The following is an 18,561-nucleotide window of genomic DNA, read 5'->3' as shown; positions in this document are numbered from 1 at the left end:
GCCCGGCCCGTCCGGCAGGACTGGGCCCTTGGTTGGGCCCTGGGGCCCACGACTCCGCACCCCGCGCGGCCCTAGCGTGAGACATCGTCATTTCGCTCACTGGCTGCACGGGTTGGGGTCACGCATGTCTGCGATCGGTGGCATACCCGCACACGGCGGCGCCGTCCCCGCGCCGGGGCCGGGGCGGCGCGAGATGCCGCGTGCGCTGGGCGCGGCCCGCCTGCTGGTCCACGTCCTCTTCGCCGCGACGGTGCTGGGCGGGTTCGGCCTGCTCGCCTCCGCGCTGGCCGCCGACGCGATGGGCGCCCGGTTGCTGGGTATCGCCGTGTACGCGGCCGTGCCCGGGGTGGCCGGCTGGCTGCTCTCCCGGCGCGCCTGGAGTGGCGGCCGCCGTGTGTGGTGGGGCCTGGTGGCCGTACAGACATGGCTGCTGCTCGGCGGTGTCGGGAACATCGGTGACGGGTCGGCGCACGGATTCACCCAGCTGTTCCTGCCGACGCTGATCCTGGTCTTCCTCACCCGGCGGCAGAGCCGGGGGTGGTTCCGCCTGCCGGTGCGGGAGCGTGAGGACAAGCCGGAGTTCTCGCTGCCGCACATGATCACCTGGCGGCGGGACCGCGGGCAGTCGACGGTGGAGTACGTCGGACTGGTCATGCTGGTCGCCGCCATCGTCGTGGCGCTGCTGGTCACGGGCGTCGGCGGCAGCATGGCGGACGGCTTCCGGTCGGCGATCTGCTCGGTCACGGGCACGGCGTGCCCCGCGGGCGGCGACGACAGCGGCACGGTGGAGGCCGGCCAGGGACAGGACGGCGGGGCCACGGGCGGCGCGGACGAGGGCTCGACCGTGACGGGGGGTTCCGGTTCCGGCGCGGGGGGCGCGGACGGCGGCGCCACGGGTGCCAAGGGCGCTGACGGGGCGTCCGGTGGCACGGGCGGTGCCGGTGGCACGGGCGGTACCGGGGGCGCCGGTGCAGGAGGTTCGACCGGTGGCACGGGCGGTGCGGACGGAGGTGCCGCCAGCGGTACGAGTGGTGCCGACGGAGGCTCCACCGGCTCCACCGGCTCCACCGGCTCCACCGGCACCACCGGCTCCACCGGCTCCACCGGCACCACCGGTTCCACCGGCACCGGCGGTGCCGACGGTGGGTCCGGTGGCGATACGACGGGCGGGCCCGAGGGCTCCCGCGACGACACCTATCCCGAGACCAGCGCCGAGCCCGAGGCGACGTACGACGACCTCCCCGCGTCGGACTCGGACGACGACGACGGCGGCGACGACGGCGACGGGGGCGACAAGGCCGACGAGGAGGACTGCGGAGGCTGGGGGTTCTTCGGCTGTGCCTGGGACCGCACCACCCAGGTCGTCAAGGGCGTGTTCGTCGACGGCATCTGGGGTGACGTCACCGGCATCATCGACCTCTTCAAGGCCGAGACCTGGTCCGGGATCGCCGACTACGGCAAGCAGCTGGGCGACCAGTGGGTGCAGGACTCCAAGGACGCCGCGGACAAGTGGAGCGACGGCGACTACCTCGGCGCGATCGGCGACTGGGGCGGAGCGTCGCTCAACACCGTGATCAAGGTCGGCGACGACGTGTTCGTCGGTGACGAGGTACGGGAGCGCTGGAACAACGGGGAGAAGACCCGGGCCGTCACCGATGTGATCTGGAACGTCGGTTCGCTCTTCATCCCCGGCTACGACGTCGCGAAGGTCATCGGCAAGGTCGGCAAGCTGGGCAAGATCGGCAAGGCCGCGGAGGAGGTCGCCGAGGCCGCCACCGACGCGGGCGACGCGGCCCGCCGGGCCCGCAAGGCGGCCGAGGCCGGTGACGTCGACGGGGTCCGGAAGGCGGCGAAGGAGGCCGACGAGGCGGCGGACGAGGCCGAGGACGCGGCCCGCAGGACCGGCTGCACCATCGCCTTCGGCCCCCGGGTGCGCTACGGCGGCACCGGGGGAGTCGCCGGGGCAGGTACCGGCGTACTGGCGTCAGGACCGCGGGACCGGGTGGTTCTCGCGGACGACGGCTGCGACGAAGCGGCCAAGGCCAAGGCGAAGGAGGCCCGCGACCAGGAGCGGGCCGCCCATCTCGAACAGAAGCGGGCCGAGGAGCCGGAGCGGGCGCGCCAGGCCGAGCTGGACAAGAAGAAGTACCCCGAGCCCGACCCGAACGACACGAGCGACCCGCGCAACTACAACCCGCCGGACTGGGCCGAGGACCTGGACACACCCACGCTGGGCGACGCCGACCTCGGTGACGGCTACTGGGCGAGCCGCGACCGCAACCCCCCGCCCAACTGGAAGAACGAGTCCTGGCTCCGCTACCAGGAGCAGATCACCGGCACCAACCGCGGCAGCGAGTACGTCGTACCGCATCCGAAGGAGGGTGTGCCGGCGGTCGAGTACGACGGCTGGGACTCCAGCCGGCAGACGTTCCTGGAGGCCAAGAACGGCTACGGCAGCTACTTGTCCAAGACCGAGCCGGGCAAGCTCACCGAGTCGGGCCGCAAGAAGTTCGTCGACGAGGCCCAGCGCCAGGTCGACGCGTCCGGCGGGCGGGCCATCGAATGGCACTTCTCCGACCCGGAGGTGGCCAAGGCAGCACGCAAGGCGTTCCGTGACGCGGGGCTCCCGATCAAGGTCATACCCACCCCGCAGAGCAAGGTGGCGGGGGCGAAGAAGTAGGAGGGAGACCGGAAGCCGGGCTGAGCGGTGACGGGGAGCGGCAAGCCCTAGGGTGGCAGCGGCTGGACCTGAGGAAGAGAGCGGCGAGGTACGGAGGCAGGACATGCAGCGTGTGGTGCGGGGATTCTGGGGACCCAGGCAGGAGTCCGCGGAGGCGCTGGCCCGGCGGTGGAAGCAGACGCTCGACCGGCTCGCCGGACTATTGCCCGAGGCGTGTGCCGGCGCCGGGAGCGACGGGGCGTGGCGGAACGTGCCGGGTTCCGGGCCCGCCACCGCTCTGCGTCCGGACGAGGAGTCCCTGCTCGCCGCCGTCCGCGCGGCGCAGGCGGCGGACGGCTGGTCGGACCGTACGGGCAGCAGCATGCAGTTCGTCGCGTCGGGGACGCCCGGGTGGAAGGTCGACGTCAGCGGGCGGGCCGGCGGCACTTCGGAGTACCTGCTCCAGACGGTCGTGATCGGTGTCCGGCCACCGGACGGTGCCGAGGTACCCGACGCCGCGCTTCTGGCGGCCGTCGCCGAAGTGTGGGAGGCCGACTTCGGGGGCGTGAGCGACGACGACGTGCTCGACGCCCTGGAGGACGAGGGCGGATTCGCCCCCGACGACCCGTCCGTCGGCTGGCTCGGATACCTCTCCTCGGCCCGCGCCGCCCTGCTGCCGGACGGCATCGCGGCCGCCCGCAAGGACGTGGGCTCCCAGGGCGTACTCCTGGACATCGCCGCACCCGGTGACGTCCCGGCGGTGCTCCGCGCCAACCTGCGGCTGCGCGAGGCGGGGGCGCTCAAGGCGCTGCCGCGCCCGATGGACCGGGCCGCGCTGTGACGGCCCGGGCGGGGGAGGAGTTCGACGCCGTACGCGCGGTCGCGGACGTGGACGCGCTGCTGGCCGGACCGGTACCGGAGGCCGGTCCGACCGTCGCCGTCGGTGATCCGGCCACGGGGGAGTGGACCACCACGCGAGGCGAGGGCTTCCGGGTCGTCCCGCTGTGGGAGGGCGACTCGCTCACGGGGGTGTACGAGCCCGGCTGGAACGCGGCGGTGGACGCCGCCGAAGCCCACCTCGCCGCTCTCGTACGCGAGTTGGACGACCGGTGGGGTGCGCACCGCCGGGTGGCGATGCATGTGCCGCTGTTCCGCAAGCAGCGCGGTGCATCCCTGCCGCCGCTGTTCGACGCCCTGCTGGCGGAGGACTGCTACGGAGATCTGATGGTGTGGGGGCCCGTGCCCGTCGAAGGTACGGAGGCCGTGCGGCGGTGGGTGGCGGTGAGCGCGGGACACAGCGACGGCGACGCCCCCGTGGTGCTGGCGGCCGCCGTCAGCGACCGGCCGGTCGTCGAGCTGCCCGAGGACGCCGCCTAGGACGCGTGCTTCACAGGCGCGCCGACTTCAGCGCCATGTGGAGCAGCAGCCGGTCCTCGCCGTCGTTCAGGTCGAGTCCCGTGAGCTGATGGACGCGGGCGAGCCGGTAGTAGAGGGTCTGGCGGTGGATGCCCAGCTCGGCGGCCGTCCGGCCGGCCTGGCCCGCGCAGTCGAGGAAGACCTCGGCGGTACGGGCCAGTTCGCTGTGCGCAGGGGTCAGCAGGGTGCGCACCGCATGGTCCGGGGCGGTGTCCGCGGACCGGGGGAGCGAGGTCAGCAGACGGTACGGGCCGATGGCGCGCCAGTCGGCGATCCTGCCGAAGCGGGTCTCGGCCGTGGCGGCGCGGGCCGCGGACGTGGCCTCGTGCCAGGAGACGGCCAGCTCCGCCAGACCCCGGCGCGGGACCGCGATCCCGGCGGTGGCGGCCGGACCCGCGGCGGAGCGCAGCCGGTCCGCGGCCGCCGTGGCGGGGTCCAGGACATCGGACGAGCGCAGCCTGATCAGCGCGGCCAGCGATACGGTGCCCGGCCCCGGCGGGCCCTCGCCGGCCGACGGGGCCGCCGCCCCGCTCGTGTACGTGACCGTGGACAGGGCCGCCGCCGACGGCACCGTACGGGCCGATGGGGTCTCGTCGGCCCATTCGGTCACGCACACCACCGTGTGCAGCCCGTCCGCGTCCGGGCCGAGGGCCTCGCGCAGCGCGGCCACCGCCATGTCGCGCTGCCAGCCGCGCACCGCCGTGAGGACCGCACCGAACTCCCGTGACAGGTCCGTGCCCGCCCGCGCCTCGTCGGAGAGCAGCGCCCCGATCCGGGACGCCACGTCCATGGCCGCCGTCAGCTGGTCGTCGGTCGGGCCGGGGTCGGCGTCGAGCAGCCACACGTAACCGAGTACGACACCCCGATGGCGTACCGGAAGACAGATCCGGCCCCGGAACACGCCGGCCTCCGGGGCGGCCGGAATGCGGACCGGGCCGGTGGCGCGGGCGATGCCGAAGTCCTCGAACCAGGCCCGGACCGCGGGTGTGGAGCGCCGGGTCAGGATCGACCGGGTGCGGACCGGGTCCATCGCCGTGTCGTCGTCGCTGTCGTGGGCCCCGAAGGCGACCAGGCCGAAGTCCCGGTTCTCCAGGGTCGCCGGGGCGCCGAGCAGTGCGGAGATCTCGTCCACCAGCTCCTGGTAATCGCCTTTCACCCGCCCATTCTCGCACCTCCTCAGACATATGTCTGAGGAGGCGGCCACAGATGCGTGACAGGTGTCGATGGCACAGGATCGGAGAGATCCTTAGATTTCACGGTGGTTCTCCGTGCTGTACCGGTCCGTGTCACTTCGTACCCGTACGGCCTCGTTCGTTCATTCCGTGGAGGTGCCCCGTGCTGGGTCCCGTGATTCTCGCCGCGTCACGCAGCGACAAGATGCGTCGTTTCATCTCGGCAGCGCCGGGCACGAAGCAGGTCGTCGACCGGTTCATCGCCGGTGAGACGGTCGAGCAGGTCGTCCCGATCGTCAAGGACGCCACAGGCAAGGGCCTGGAGGTCACCCTCGACGTCGTCGGCGAGGACATCACCACTCCCGAGCAGGCCGCCGCCGCGCGCGACGCCTACCTGGAGCTGATCGGCCGGCTCGAGGAGCTGGGCCTGGGCACGAGGGCCGAGATGTCGGTCAAGCTGTCCATGTTCGGCCAGGCGCTGGAGGGGGGCCACGAGCTGGCCCTCGCCAACGTGCGCCCCGTCGTCGAGGCCGCCGCCGCGATCGGCACCACGGTCACGCTGGACGCCGAGGACCACACCACTCTCGACTCGATGTTCGCCATCCACGAGGAGCTGCGGAAGGACTTCCCGCAGACCGGCTGTGTGATCCAGGCGTACCTGTTCCGCACCGAGGGCGACGCCCGCCGCCTGGCCGCCGCGGGCAGCCGCGTGCGCATCGTGAAGGGCGCCTACAAGGAGCCCGCCTCCGTCGCGTACCAGGACAAGGCCGAGATCGACAAGGCGTTCGTCCGCATCATCAAGATCCTGATGGACGGCGAGGGCTACCCGATGATCGGGTCCCACGACCCCCGCCTCATCGCCATCACCCAGGAGCTCGCCCGCAAGGCCGGGCGCAAACTGGACGAGTACGAGTTCCAGATGCTGTACGGCATCCGCAGCGACGAGCAGATCCGGCTCGCGGCCGAGGGCCACCGGATGCGCGTCTACACGGCGTACGGCACCGACTGGTACGGCTATTTCATGCGCCGCCTCGCGGAGAAGCCGGCCAACCTGCTGTTCTTCGGCCGTTCCATCCTCACCAAGGGCTGACCTGCCCGGCTGACCCCCACCCCCTGATACAAGGAGACAAGGCACTCATGGACGCTGTTACCCAGGTCCCCGCGCCGGTCAACGAGCCGGTCCGTTCCTACGCCCCCGGTACCCCCGAGCGCGCCCGCCTCGAAGTGAAGCTCAAGGAGCTCGCCGAGAACCCGATCGACCTGCCGATGACCATCGGCGGGGAGAAGCGGATGGGCGGCGGAGAGCGCTTCGACGTCGTACAGCCGCACAACCACAAGGCCGTCATCGGTACCTTCGCCGGTGCCACGCAGCAGGACGCGCAGGACGCGATCGACGCCGCCCTCGCCGCCGCCCCGGCGTGGCGCGCGATGTCCTTCGACGACCGCGCCGCGATCATCCTGCGCGCCGCCGAGCTGCTCGCCGGCCCCTGGCGCGAGACGCTGGCCGCCTCCACGATGCTCGGCCAGTCGAAGACCGCGCAGCAGGCCGAGATCGACACTCCCTGTGAGCTCGTCGACTTCTGGCGCTTCAACGTGCACTACGCGCGCCAGATCCTCGCGGAGCAGCCCCCGGCCAACTCGCCCGGCGTGTGGAACCGCATGGACCACCGCCCGCTCGAAGGCTTCGTCTACGCGATCACGCCGTTCAACTTCACGGCCATCGCGGGCAACCTGCCCACCGCCCCCGCCCTCATGGGCAACGTGGTGGTCTGGAAGCCGTCCCCCACGCAGACCCACGCCGCCGTGCTGCTGATGCAGCTCCTGGAGGAGGCCGGTCTGCCGAAGGGCGTCATCAACCTGGTGACCGGTGACGGCATCGCCGTCTCCGAGGTGGCGCTGAACCACCGCGACCTCGCCGGTATCCACTTCACCGGTTCGACCCCGACCTTCCAGCACCTGTGGAAGACGGTCGGCAACAACATCGCCAACTACCGGACGTACCCGCGTCTGGTCGGCGAGACCGGCGGCAAGGACTTCGTCGTCGCCCACCCCAGCGCCGACCCGGCCATCCTGAAGACCGCGCTGACCCGTGGCTCCTTCGAGTACCAGGGCCAGAAGTGCTCGGCGTCCTCGCGGGCGTACGTGCCGGCCTCCATCTGGAACTCCGGTTTCAAGGAGGCGTTCGCGGCCGAGGTCGACGGCATCACCATGGGTGACGTCACCGACCTGTCGAACTTCATCGGCGCCGTGATCGACGAGCGTTCCTTCGCGAAGAACAAGGCCGCGATCGACCGCGCCGCGTCCGACCCGAGCTGCACGATCGTCGCGGGCGGTACGTACGACGACTCGGTCGGCTACTTCGTCCGCCCGACGGTCATCGAGTGCGCGGACCCGTCGAACGAGGTCTTCACGACCGAGTACTTCGGCCCGATCCTCGCGATCCACGTCTACGAGGACGACGCGTACGACGAGATGCTGACCCAGATGGAGTCCGTCTCGGACTACGCCCTGACCGGCTCCGTCATCGCGGGTGACCGCGCCGCGGCGGCCTACACGATGGAGAAGCTGCGGTACGCCGCGGGCAACTTCTACATCAACGACAAGTCGACCGGTGCCGTCGTCGGCCAGCAGCCCTTCGGCGGCGGCCGTGCCTCGGGTACGAACGACAAGGCCGGTGCGCCGCAGAACCTGCAGCGCTGGACGCTGACCCGCGCCATCAAGGAGACGCTGGTCCCGCCGACCGACTACGTCTACCCCCACCAGGGCTGATCTCCCCGGGGCGCCGCACGGCGCCCCGCCACGAGTCCCGCCCCCCGCCCGGCCCCCCAGCCGGCCGGGGGGCGGTTTTCATGTGCCCCGGGGCCCTCCCGGCCGTCGCTTCCGGGGCACGCACCCTTGCGGCATAGGTAATGCGCATGTCAAATTCCTTGCTCGGTACGTACGTCCCCACACGTCATCCGAGAAGGAGCTCCCCCCATGAGACGCACCCTTCGCACGCGCATCGGCGTTTCCCTGCTCGTCGGTGCGACCCTCGGCCTCGGCGCGACCCCCGCCGGGGCCGAGGCCGGTCCCGCCCCGGCCCCCACCCCCGCCCCGGCCGCGTACGCCCTGGACGCCACGCTCGAACGGCAGCTCGGAGCGGACAGCGCGGGCAGTTACCTCGACGCGCGGACCGGCGGCCTCGTCGTCACCGTCACCAGCGACCGTGCCGCCGAACAGGCCCGTGCCGCCGGAGCCACCGTCCGCAGGGTCACCCGCAGCGCGGCGGAGCTAGGTGCCGCGATGGACGCCCTGGAGGCCGGAGCGAAGATCACCGGCACCTCCTGGGGTGTCGACCCCCGGACCAACCAGGTCGCCGTGGAGGCCGACGAGTCGGTCTCCCCGCGGGAGATGGCACGGATCAGGGCCGTCGCGAACCGGCTCGACGGGGCCGTCCGCATCGCCAGGGTGCCCGGCGTCTTCCACCGCGAGGTCGCGGGCGGCGGCGCCATCTACGGGGGCGGCAGCCGCTGTTCGGCCGCGTTCAACGTCACCAAGAACAACGCCCGGTACTTCGTGACCGCCGGCCACTGCACCAACATCTCCGCCAACTGGTCCGCGACTTCGGGCGGAGCGGTCATCGGCGTCCGGGAGGGCACCAGCTTCCCGACCAACGACTACGGAATCGTCCGGTACACCGACGGCTCCGCGCCCGCCGGAAACGTCGACCTCTACAACGGCGGCTTCCAGGACATCGCCTCGGCCGCGGACGCGGTCGTGGGCCAGGCCATCAAGAAGAGCGGCTCCACCACCAAGGTGACCAGCGGGACCGTCACCGCGGTCAACGTCACGGTCAACTACGGTGACGGACCCGTCTACAACATGGTCCGCACGACCGCCTGTTCGGCCGGCGGCGACAGCGGCGGCGCCCACTTCGCCGGCTCCGTCGCCCTAGGCATCCACTCGGGCAGCTCCGGCTGCACCGGCACCAGCGGCTCCGCCATCCACCAGCCGGTCAAGGAGGCGCTGGCCGCGTACGGCGTCACCGTGTACTGACCCGTCCGCGGGGGCGCCGATCCGTGACCGGCGCCCCCCACCCTCCACCCTCCGCCCTCCGCCGTCGAGCTGACGGCGGAGGGCGGCGGCGTACTCCCGGGCCGCGGAGGGCGGAGGGCGCCGGCCGAGACCAAGCGGTTCCTGATACCCCGTGGCCGGCATCCAGGAGTTCGGAGCGGCCGGTTCCGGCCCGGCCGTCTCAGATAGTAGGAAGTCCGAGTAATTGTGGAGACAGAACGGCTCACCTGTCCTAGCGTTGTAGAAGCCGAACGACTCGCTCGATCAAGCGACTGGCGGTTGTGAGCGCGTGCCCCGAAGCAGGCAACCCCTGCGGCACGCTCCCCGCCCTTCCGGCGCCTCGAAATCCCGATCTCGAATCTCGATCTCGAAATCCTCGCGATCTCAAGGAGTCGATCCATCATGGCCGAGACCACCGCCCGCCGCGTCCGTCACGCCCACCGCCCCACCGAGTCCGAGCGGAAGAACGCCGCCGCCGCACTCCAGCGGGCCCTCGACCGCAGGGACAACGGCGGCTCGACCGGCCACTGAGGGCCGGCCGGACCACCCCCACACCCCATCCGCTGTCCGCATGGCGGACAGCGGATGTCATGGGATGGGACGAACAGTAGGGTGCCGATATGTCTCGCAGCATCAATCTCGCAGTGATCCCCGGTGACGGTATCGGCCAGGAGGTCGTGGCCCAGGGCCTCAAGGTCCTCAACGCTGTTCTCCCGCAGGATGTGAAGCTGGAGACCAAGGAGTACGACCTTGGCGCCCAGCGCTGGCACCGCACCGGTGAAACCCTCCCGGACGCGGAGCTGGAAGCGCTCAAGAACCATGACGCACTGCTGCTCGGCGCGATCGGTGACCCGTCCGTGCCGTCCGGCGTCCTGGAGCGCGGGCTCCTGCTGAAGCTGCGTTTCGCGTTCGACCACTTCATCAACCTGCGCCCCTCGAAGCTCTTCCCGAACACCGCGACCCCGCTCGCCGGCCGCCCCGACATCGACTTCGTCGTCGTGCGCGAGGGCACCGAGGGCCCGTACACGGGCAACGGCGGTTCGCTGCGCACGGGTACGGAGCACGAGGTCGCCACCGAGGTCAGCGTCAACACCGCCTACGGTGTCGAGCGCGTCGTCCGTGACGCCTTCGAGCGGGCGAACGCCCGCCCGCGCAAGAAGCTGACGCTGGTCCACAAGAACAACGTCCTCGTGTACGCGGGCCACATGTGGAAGAACATCTTCGACAAGGTCGCGACCGAGTATCCCGAGGTCACCACCGACTATCTGCACGTCGACGCCGCGACGATCTTCTTCGTCACGCAGCCGGAGCGCTTCGACGTCATCGTCACCGACAACCTCTTCGGTGACATCCTCACGGACCTCGCCGCCGCCGTGACCGGCGGTATCGGCCTGGCCGCCTCCGGCAACATCAACCCGACGGGCACGTTCCCGTCGATGTTCGAGCCGGTCCACGGCTCTGCCCCCGACATCGCGGGCCAGGGCAAGGCCGACCCGACCGCCACGATCCTCTCCGTTGCCCTCCTGCTGCGTCACCTCGGCTACGAGACCGAGGCCGTGCGCATCGAGGACGCCGTCTCCGCCGATCTCGCGGAGCGCGACGGCACTCGGGCCCGTACGACCGACGAGATCGGCGACGCGCTCGCGGTACGAGTAGCCAGCTGATCCGACGACTCCACTTCGAAGCCGCCGGGTCACGACGCACCCGGCGGCTTCTCCTATGCGGTCTCCGGGTGCCACCATCGACCCTGGACCGCAATCACGCCATTTCGCGCACGGCCACCCCCGGGAGATAATCGAACGCGGGGCCGTGGCTCGCGGCAGTGCTCGGACGTCCTAGGACCTGTCCGACAGCCGTCGGGCGGCAGAGGGCGTGAGCGCGGTCCATCACACACAAGACCGGTGAAGGACACGCACTCATGACGACGCCCACGATCGAGCTCAAGCCCTCCTCGAACCCGCTGTCCGACGCGGAGCGCGAGGCGATCCTGGTCAACCCCGGATTCGGCCGCTACTTCACCGACCACATGGTGACGATCAGGTGGACCGAGGGCCGGGGCTGGCACGACGCCCAGCTCGTGCCGTACGGCCCGCTGTCGATGGACCCGGCCAACATGACCCTGCACTACGGGCAGGAGATCTTCGAGGGCCTCAAGGCCTACCGCCAGCCCGACGGCACCGTGGCCAGTTTCCGCCCCCAGGCCAACGCCGCGCGCTTCCAGCGGTCCGCGGCCCGGCTGGCGATGCCCGAGCTGCCCGTCGAGACGTTCATCGCGGCCTGCGACGCCCTCGTCCAGCAGGACGCGGCCTGGGTCCCGGAGCACGGCGGCGAGGAGTCCCTCTACCTGCGCCCGTTCATGATCGCGGCCGAGGTCGGCCTCGGCGTGCGGCCGGCCAACGAGTACCTCTTCATCGTCATCGCCTCGCCCGCCGGCGCCTACTTCCCCGGTGGTGTGAAGCCCGTCTCCATCTGGCTGTCCGAGAACCGCGTCCGCGCCGTCCCGGGCGGCATGGGCGACGCCAAGACCGGCGGCAACTACGCGGCCTCCCTGCTGGCCCAGGCCGAGGCCGCCGTGAAGGGCTGCGACCAGGTCGCCTACCTCGACGCCGTGGAGCACAAGTGGGTCGAGGAGCTCGGCGGTATGAACCTGTACTTCGTGTACGGGCAGGAGGACGGCAGGAAGCGCATCGTCACCCCCGAGCTGACCGGCTCGCTGCTCGCCGGTGTCACGCGTGACTCGCTGCTCCAGGTCGCCCGTGACCTCGGGTACGAGTCCGAGGAGGGCCGCGTCTCCATCGACCAGTGGAAGGCCGACACCGAGAACGGCACCCTGACCGAGGTCTTCGCCTGCGGCACCGCCGCCGTCATCACGCCCGTCGGCACCGTCAAGTCCGTCGGCGGCGAGTGGGTCCAGGGCGACGGCACGCCCGGCGAGGTCACGATGAAGCTGCGTAACCGCCTGCTGGACATCCAGCGCGGCATCGCCGAGGACACGCACGGCTGGATGCACCCGCTCGGCTAGGGGCTCCGGGTCCTGGACCCCTCCCGCTCACCTCTCAGGCGCCGTACGGGCTCGTACGGCGCCTGAGCCGTACCGTCGTACGGTCTCCTTCTGTCCGTCGATTTGAGCGTCGCTCAAAGTGACCATGAGGTAGCGACATTAGATGTTCCAGTAAAGCCGAATTCTGGTTAGAGTGACGCTCTAACTAGGAGGTGTGGTGACGTGAGACTGACCCCGACCGAGCGCGACCGGCTACTGCTCTTCGGAGCCGCCGAACTGGCGCGGGCACGCCGGGCGCGTGGGCTGAGGCTCAACGTCCCCGAGGCCACCGCGCTCATCGCGGACACCGTCTGCGAGGCGGCCCGCGACGGCCGCCGGCTCGCGGAGGCCATCGAGGCGGCGCGCACCGTGCTGGGACCCGACGACGTCCTGCCCGGAGTGGCGGACGTGGTCACCGAGGTCCATGTCGAGGCCGTCTTCGACGACGGTTCCCGGCTGGCGGTCGTGTCCGCGCCCATCGGCGGCGGGAGCCTCGGCGACGCCGCGCCCGGCGCCGTACTGCCCGCCCCGCCGCACGCCGAACCCGAGCCGGCCCTGCGGCTGACCGTGCGCAACACCGCGACCGTCCCGGTCAGTGTCACCTCGCACTTCCACTTCTTCGAGGCCAACCCCCGGCTCCGCTTCCACCGGGCCGCGGCCTACGGCATGCGGCTGGCGGTCCCCGCCGGATCATCGGTCCGCTTCGACCCGGGCGGCGAGGTCGAGGTCGGCCTCGTGCCGATCGGCGGCGCGCGGATCGCCATCGGCTTCGCGGGCCTGGTCGACGGCCCGCTGGACGCGCCCGGCGCGAAGGAAGAGGCCCTGCGGCGCGCGGCGGCCTGCGGCTATCTCGGAGTGGAGGACGCCTGATGGACCCCTACGAATACGCCTCGGTCCACGGACCGCGCGCCGGGGACCGGGTGGTCCTCGGGGACTCCGGCCTGGTGGTGCGCGTCGAATCGGACGCCCAGCGGCAGGGCGACGAATTCCTCGCCGGATTCGGCAAGACCGCGCGCGACGGGCTGCACCTGAAGGCGGCCGCCGTACGCGACACCTGTGACGTCGTCATCAGCAACGTGCTGGTCATCGACGCCGTCCTGGGCATCCGGAAGGTCTCCATCGGTATCCGCGAGGGCCGCATCCACGCGATCGGACGCGCCGGGAATCCCGACACCCTCGACGGCGTCGACGTCGTCGTCGGCACCGGGACCACGATCGTCTCCGGCGAGGGCCTGATCGCCACGGCCGGCGCCGTGGACACCCATGTCCATCTGCTCTCGCCCCGCATCATGGAGGCCTCGCTCTCCTCCGGCGTCACCACCGTCATCGGCCAGGAGTTCGGCCCGGTGTGGGGGGTCGGCGTCAACTCGCCGTGGGCGCTGCGGCACGCCTTCAGCGCCTTCGACGCCTGGCCGGTCAACATCGGCTTCCTGGCCCGCGGTTCGTCCTCCGACGACGCGCCGCTGGTGGAGGCGCTCGCCGAGGGCGGCGCGTCCGGTTTCAAGGTCCACGAGGACATGGGCGCCCACACCCGTGCGCTCGACACGGCCCTGCGCGTGGCCGAGGAACACGATGTGCAGGTCGCCCTGCACAGTGACGGGCTGAACGAATGCCTGTCCGTCGAGGACACCCTGAGCGTCCTGGACGGCCGGACGATCCACGCCTTCCACATCGAGGGCTGCGGCGGCGGCCACGTACCGAACGTCCTGAAGATGGCGGGCGTTCCCAACGTCATCGGCTCCTCCACCAACCCGACCCTGCCCTTCGGCAGGGACGCGGTGGCCGAGCACTACGGGATGATCGTCTCCGTACACGACCTCAAGACCGACCTGCCGGGCGACGCCGCCATGGCGAGGGACCGGATCAGGGCGGGCACGATGGGCGCCGAGGACGTGCTGCACGACCTCGGCGCGATCGGGATCACCTCCTCGGACGCGCAGGGCATGGGGCGCGCGGGCGAGACCGTGCGCCGTACCTTCGCCATGGCCGGGAAGATGAAGGCCGAGCTGGGGCCGCTGGAGGGCGACGGCCCGCACGACGACAACGCCCGGGTCCTGCGCTACCTGGCCAAGCTCACGATCAACCCGGCGCTCGCGCACGGTCTCGCGCACGAGATCGGTTCGATCGAGGTGGGCAAGCTCGCCGACATCGTGCTGTGGAAGCCGCAGTTCTTCGGGGCGAAGCCGCAGCTCGTACTGAAGTCCGGCTTTCCCGCGTGGGGAGTGACGGGCGACCCCAACGCCGCGACCGACACCTGTGAACCGCTGGTCCTGGGACCGTTGTTCGGCGGGTACGGCGCCACCCCCGCGGACATCTCCGTGGCCTTCGTGGCGAAGGCCGCGACCGAACTGGGCTCCGACCTGATGCCCACCCGGCGCCGCAGGGTCGCCGTGCGCGGCACCCGCGGCATCGGTCCGGCCGACCTTCGCCTCAACTCCCGGATCGGTTCCGTGGGCGTGGACGGGCACAGCGGTCTGGTCACGCTGGACGGCGCCCCCGTGCGCTCCGAGCCGGCCGAATCGGTCTCCCTCAACCGGCTCTACTTCCTCTAAGAACACCACCTTTGGAGTACGACGACATGAGCTTCCGTATGCCGCCGGAGTGGGCCCCGCACGAGCGGACCTGGATGGCGTGGCCGGGCCCCAACGTCACCTTCTCCGGTGACGACCTCGCCGCGTCCCGCGAGGCGTGGGCCTCGGTCGCCCGGGCCGTACGCCGCTTCGAGCCGGTGACGATGGTCGTCGGCCCCGGCCAGTCGGAGGAGGCCCGCGGCCTCCTCGGCCCGGACATCGAAGTGGTCGAGCGCGAGCTGGACGACGCCTGGATGCGGGACATCGGTCCCACCTTCGTCACCGACGGCACCCGGCTGGCAGCCGTCGACTGGGTGTTCAACGGCTGGGGCGCACAGGACTGGGCCACCTGGGAGCACGACGCGAAGATCGCCCGCCATGTCGCGGACCTCGCGGGCGTACCCGTGCACAGCTCGCCCCTGGTCAACGAGGGCGGCGGTATCCATGTCGACGGCGAGGGAACCGTCCTGCTCACCGAGACGGTGCAGCTGGGCCCCGAGCGCAACCCCGGGTGGACCAAGGCGGAGGCCGAGGCGGAGATCCACGCCAAGCTCGGCACCACGAAGGCGATCTGGCTGAAGCGCGGCCTCACCGGCGACTACCCGCCGCACGGCTACGGCACCCTCGGCCATGTCGACATCGTCGCCGCCTTCGCCGCCCCCGGGGTCGTCGTGGCCCACACCCAGCCCGACCCGTCCCACCCGGACCACGTGCTCTGCCAGGAGAACGTGGAGATGCTCAGGGCGCAGACGGACGCGAAGGGCCGCAGCCTGGAAGTGATCGAGGTCCCGGCCCCGACGGCGGTGCAGGACGCGGACGGCCAGTGGGTCGACTACTCCTACATCAACCACTACCTCTGCAACGGCGGCGTGGTGCTGTGCGCCTTCGACGACCCGCGCGACGAGCACGCCGCGGCGATCTTCCGCCGTCTCCACCCCGGCCGTACGGTCGAGCTGGTCGACGCCCGGACGATCTTCGCGGGCGGCGGCGGCATCCACTGCATCACCCAGCAGCAGCCGGCCGTGCACGGCTGAGCCGCGTATCCGGTAGAACGTACGGGTGAACGAGATGCTCTGCGCGCCGGGCGCCGCATGACCCCGCCACCCGCCCGCCGGCGCAATATCGCCCCGCCCCGGGAGTCCGTGCTCGTCGCGGCCATGGCCACCATCGCCGAGCGCGGACTCGACGGGCTGACCATGGCCGGGCTCGGGCGCGAGGTCGGGATGAGCAGCGGGCACCTCCTCTACTACTTCCGGTCCAAGGACGAACTGCTCCTCCAGACCCTGGAATGGAGCGAGGGCCGGCTCGGCGCCGAGCGCAGCGCCCTGCTCTCCCGGCAGGCGCCGGTCGCCGAGCGGCTCGACGCGTACGTCGATCTGTACGTACCCGAAGGCCCGCGCGACCCCCACTGGACGCTCTGGCTGGAGGTCTGGAACCGCTCGCAGAACGCCGACGCCGACGCGCGCGGACGGCAGGCCGCGATTGAGGGAGCCTGGCACCGGGATCTGGTGGCGCTCCTCGCCGAGGGGATCTCGCGCGGCGAGTTCCGGGCGGTGGACCCGGACCGTTTCGCCTCACGGCTGCGGGCCCTGCTCGACGGATTCAGCGTCCATGTCGCCGTCGGCATACCGGGTACGGGACGCGAGCAGGTCCTGTCCCATGTGCGGGAGTTCCTGCGGGACGCGCTGTTCCCGTTCCCCGGCGCGTGAACGCGCCGACCGGTGCGAGAGCCGCCTGCGACGGACGTCACGACCGCATCCTGAGACGGGCCGGGGCACGGGGGCGGCGCTGTGCAAGACTGCGTCCGTGTCCTCGTTCGTCATGATTATTGGCAACAGGCGCGCCGGTCCGCAGTGACCGTCCCGTACCACCACGTACGGCGCGGACACCGTGCCCCAGACCCGCGCGCAGACCTCTCGCACCCGCGAGAGGTTTTTTCGTTTTCCGGCCCTCACCTCGGCCGGGGCGCCGCGCGCGGGATGATGGGGGCAAGTGGAGCCCGATCGTCCGGTATCCACTCATCCGACAGGAGTCAGACAGCATGACCACCAAGGCCAAGGCCACCGACGACAGCTTCCATGTCTTCGACACCACACTGCGCGACGGTGCACAGCGTGAAGGCATCAACCTGACGGTCGCGGACAAGCTGACCATTGCCCGGCATCTGGACGACTTCGGCGTCGGCTTCATCGAGGGCGGCTGGCCGGGCGCCAACCCGCGTGACACCGAGTTCTTCGCCCGCGCGGCGCAGGAGATCCAGTTCGCCAACGCCCAGCTGGTCGCGTTCGGGGCGACCCGCAGGGCGGGCGGCAGCGCGGCCGACGACCCGCAGGTCGCGGCGCTCCTCGAATCCGGTGCGCCCGTGATCACCCTGGTCGCCAAGTCCCACGACCGGCATGTCGAACTGGCGCTGCGCACCACTCTGGAGGAGAACCTGGAGATGGTCCGCGACACCGTCTCCCACCTCCGCGCGCAGGGCCGGCGCGTCTTCGTCGACTGCGAGCACTTCTTCGACGGCTACCGCGCCAACGCCGAGTACGCCAAGGCCGTGGTCCGGGCCGCGTCCGAGGCGGGCGCCGATGTCGTCATCCTCTGCGACACCAACGGCGGGATGCTTCCCGCCCAGATCCAGGCCGTCGTCGCCACCGTCCTCGCGGACACCGGGGCCCGCCTCGGTATCCACGCCCAGGACGACACCGGCTGCGCCGTGGCCAACACCCTCGCCGCCGTCGACGCGGGCGCCACCCACGTCCAGTGCACGGCCAACGGATACGGCGAACGGGTCGGCAACGCCAACCTCTTCCCCGTCGTCGCCGCCCTGGAACTCAAGTACAGCAAGACCGTCCTGCCCGAGGGCGCGCTCGCCGACATGACCCGGATCTCCCACGCCATCGCCGAGGTCGTCAACCTGACGCCCTCCACCCATCAGCCCTACGTGGGCGTCTCCGCCTTCGCCCACAAGGCCGGACTGCACGCTTCCGCGATCAAGGTCGACCCGGATCTGTACCAGCACATCGATCCGGAGCTCGTCGGCAACACCATGCGGATGCTCGTCTCCGACATGGCGGGCCGTGCCTCGATCGAGCTCAAGGGCAAGGAGCTCGGCATCGATCTCGGGGGAGACCGCGAGCTCGTCGGGCGGGTGGTGGCCCGGGTCAAGGAGCGCGAGCTCAAGGGCTACACGTACGAGGCGGCCGACGCCTCCTTCGAACTCCTGCTGCGCAGCGAGGTCGAGGGCCGCGCCCGCCGCTACTTCCGTACGGAGTCCTGGCGCGTCATCACCGAGGACCGCCCCGACGGCACGCACGCCAACGAGGCGACCGTGAAGCTCTGGGCCAAGGGCGAGCGCATCGTCGCCACCGCGGAGGGCAACGGGCCGGTCAACGCCCTGGACCGGGCGCTGCGCGTCGGCCTGGAGCGGATCTACCCGCAGCTGGCCAAGCTGGAGCTGGTCGACTACAAGGTCCGCATCCTGGAGGGCACGACCGGCACCGACTCCACCACCCGGGTGCTGATCACCACGGGTGACGGGGCCGGCGACTGGTCGACGGTGGGGGTCGCGGAAAACATCATCGCGGCCTCCTGGCAGTCACTGGAGGACGCGTACACCTACGGCCTGCTGCGGGCCGGCGTCGAGCCCCTCGACTAGGG

Annotated in this window: 15 protein-coding genes; 14 read left to right on the top strand and 1 reads right to left on the bottom strand. The window is 71.2% G+C overall.

The features are described from left to right. Window positions 1-124 precede the first annotated feature (124 nt). From AC07FA_RS29270 to AC07FA_RS29260, 3 genes are all read left to right on the top strand, one after another. Window positions 125-2,680 carry a Tox-REase-5 domain-containing protein gene (locus tag AC07FA_RS29270; protein ID WP_479079300.1) on the top strand — a complete coding sequence of 852 codons (2,556 nt, stop codon included), beginning with the start codon at window positions 125-127 and terminating at the stop codon, window positions 2,678-2,680. A 103-nt stretch (window positions 2,681-2,783) separates the two neighbouring features. Continuing rightward, complete coding sequence (locus AC07FA_RS29265; protein ID WP_479079299.1) at window positions 2,784-3,500, top strand: Imm52 family immunity protein; 717 nt, start codon at window positions 2,784-2,786, stop codon at window positions 3,498-3,500. Next, window positions 3,497-4,036, top strand: a complete 540-nt coding sequence (locus AC07FA_RS29260; RefSeq protein ID WP_479079298.1) for a hypothetical protein — start codon at window positions 3,497-3,499, stop codon at window positions 4,034-4,036. Before AC07FA_RS29265 ends, AC07FA_RS29260 begins: the two co-directional genes overlap by 4 nt. A 10-nt stretch (window positions 4,037-4,046) precedes the next feature. Here the strand turns inward: AC07FA_RS29260 and AC07FA_RS29255 are convergent, their stop codons facing one another. Next, window positions 4,047-5,231 carry a PucR family transcriptional regulator gene (locus AC07FA_RS29255; protein ID WP_479079297.1) on the bottom strand — a complete coding sequence of 395 codons (1,185 nt, stop codon included), beginning with the start codon at window positions 5,229-5,231 and terminating at the stop codon, window positions 4,047-4,049. A 179-nt stretch (window positions 5,232-5,410) separates the two neighbouring features. Between AC07FA_RS29255 and AC07FA_RS29250 the strand changes: the two genes are divergently transcribed. The 11 genes from AC07FA_RS29250 (at window position 5,411) to cimA (ending at window position 18,559) form a co-directional block, all read left to right on the top strand. Continuing rightward, the gene (locus tag AC07FA_RS29250; protein WP_479079296.1) at window positions 5,411-6,337 is read left to right on the top strand and encodes a proline dehydrogenase family protein; all 927 of its coding nucleotides are present in this window, start codon (window positions 5,411-5,413) and stop codon (window positions 6,335-6,337) included. Window positions 6,338-6,384: 47 nt separating this feature from the next. Then, the gene (pruA, locus tag AC07FA_RS29245; RefSeq protein WP_479079295.1) at window positions 6,385-8,016 is read left to right on the top strand and encodes an L-glutamate gamma-semialdehyde dehydrogenase; all 1,632 of its coding nucleotides are present in this window, start codon (window positions 6,385-6,387) and stop codon (window positions 8,014-8,016) included. A gap of 207 nt (window positions 8,017-8,223) precedes the next feature. Beyond that, entirely contained in the window at window positions 8,224-9,282 is a 1,059-nt protein-coding gene (locus AC07FA_RS29240; RefSeq protein WP_479079294.1) for a S1 family peptidase, read from the top strand. A gap of 420 nt (window positions 9,283-9,702) precedes the next feature. After that, window positions 9,703-9,831 carry a hypothetical protein gene (locus AC07FA_RS29235; protein ID WP_256669038.1) on the top strand — a complete coding sequence of 43 codons (129 nt, stop codon included), beginning with the start codon at window positions 9,703-9,705 and terminating at the stop codon, window positions 9,829-9,831. A gap of 89 nt (window positions 9,832-9,920) precedes the next feature. Further along, entirely contained in the window at window positions 9,921-10,964 is a 1,044-nt protein-coding gene (locus tag AC07FA_RS29230) for a 3-isopropylmalate dehydrogenase (RefSeq protein WP_479079293.1), read from the top strand. A 254-nt stretch (window positions 10,965-11,218) separates the two neighbouring features. After that, window positions 11,219-12,322 carry a branched-chain amino acid aminotransferase gene (locus AC07FA_RS29225; RefSeq protein WP_479079292.1) on the top strand — a complete coding sequence of 368 codons (1,104 nt, stop codon included), beginning with the start codon at window positions 11,219-11,221 and terminating at the stop codon, window positions 12,320-12,322. A 201-nt stretch (window positions 12,323-12,523) separates the two neighbouring features. After that, window positions 12,524-13,210 (top strand): urease subunit gamma, encoded by a 687-nt coding sequence (ureA, locus tag AC07FA_RS29220; protein ID WP_479079291.1) that lies wholly within the window; start codon window positions 12,524-12,526, stop codon window positions 13,208-13,210. Continuing rightward, a complete protein-coding gene (locus AC07FA_RS29215) occupies window positions 13,210-14,892 on the top strand; it encodes an urease subunit alpha (RefSeq protein ID WP_479079290.1) in 1,683 nt (560 codons plus the stop codon). Before ureA ends, AC07FA_RS29215 begins: the two co-directional genes overlap by 1 nt. Window positions 14,893-14,918: 26 nt before the next feature. Continuing rightward, complete coding sequence (locus AC07FA_RS29210) at window positions 14,919-15,944, top strand: agmatine deiminase family protein (protein ID WP_479079289.1); 1,026 nt, start codon at window positions 14,919-14,921, stop codon at window positions 15,942-15,944. 57 nt (window positions 15,945-16,001) lie between these two features. Beyond that, a complete protein-coding gene (locus AC07FA_RS29205) occupies window positions 16,002-16,619 on the top strand; it encodes a TetR/AcrR family transcriptional regulator (protein WP_479079288.1) in 618 nt (205 codons plus the stop codon). Window positions 16,620-16,951: 332 nt separating this feature from the next. Then, on the top strand, window positions 16,952-18,559 hold the full coding sequence (cimA, locus tag AC07FA_RS29200) for a citramalate synthase (RefSeq protein ID WP_479079287.1): 1,608 nt from the start codon (window positions 16,952-16,954) through the stop codon (window positions 18,557-18,559). The last annotated feature ends 2 nt before the right edge of the window (window positions 18,560-18,561 follow it).

The sequence above is a fragment of the Streptomyces sp. NPDC045968 genome, assembly GCF_056430475.1.
Note: the sequence above shows the minus strand (reverse complement) of the source record. Positions and strands in the feature narration are given on the sequence as shown.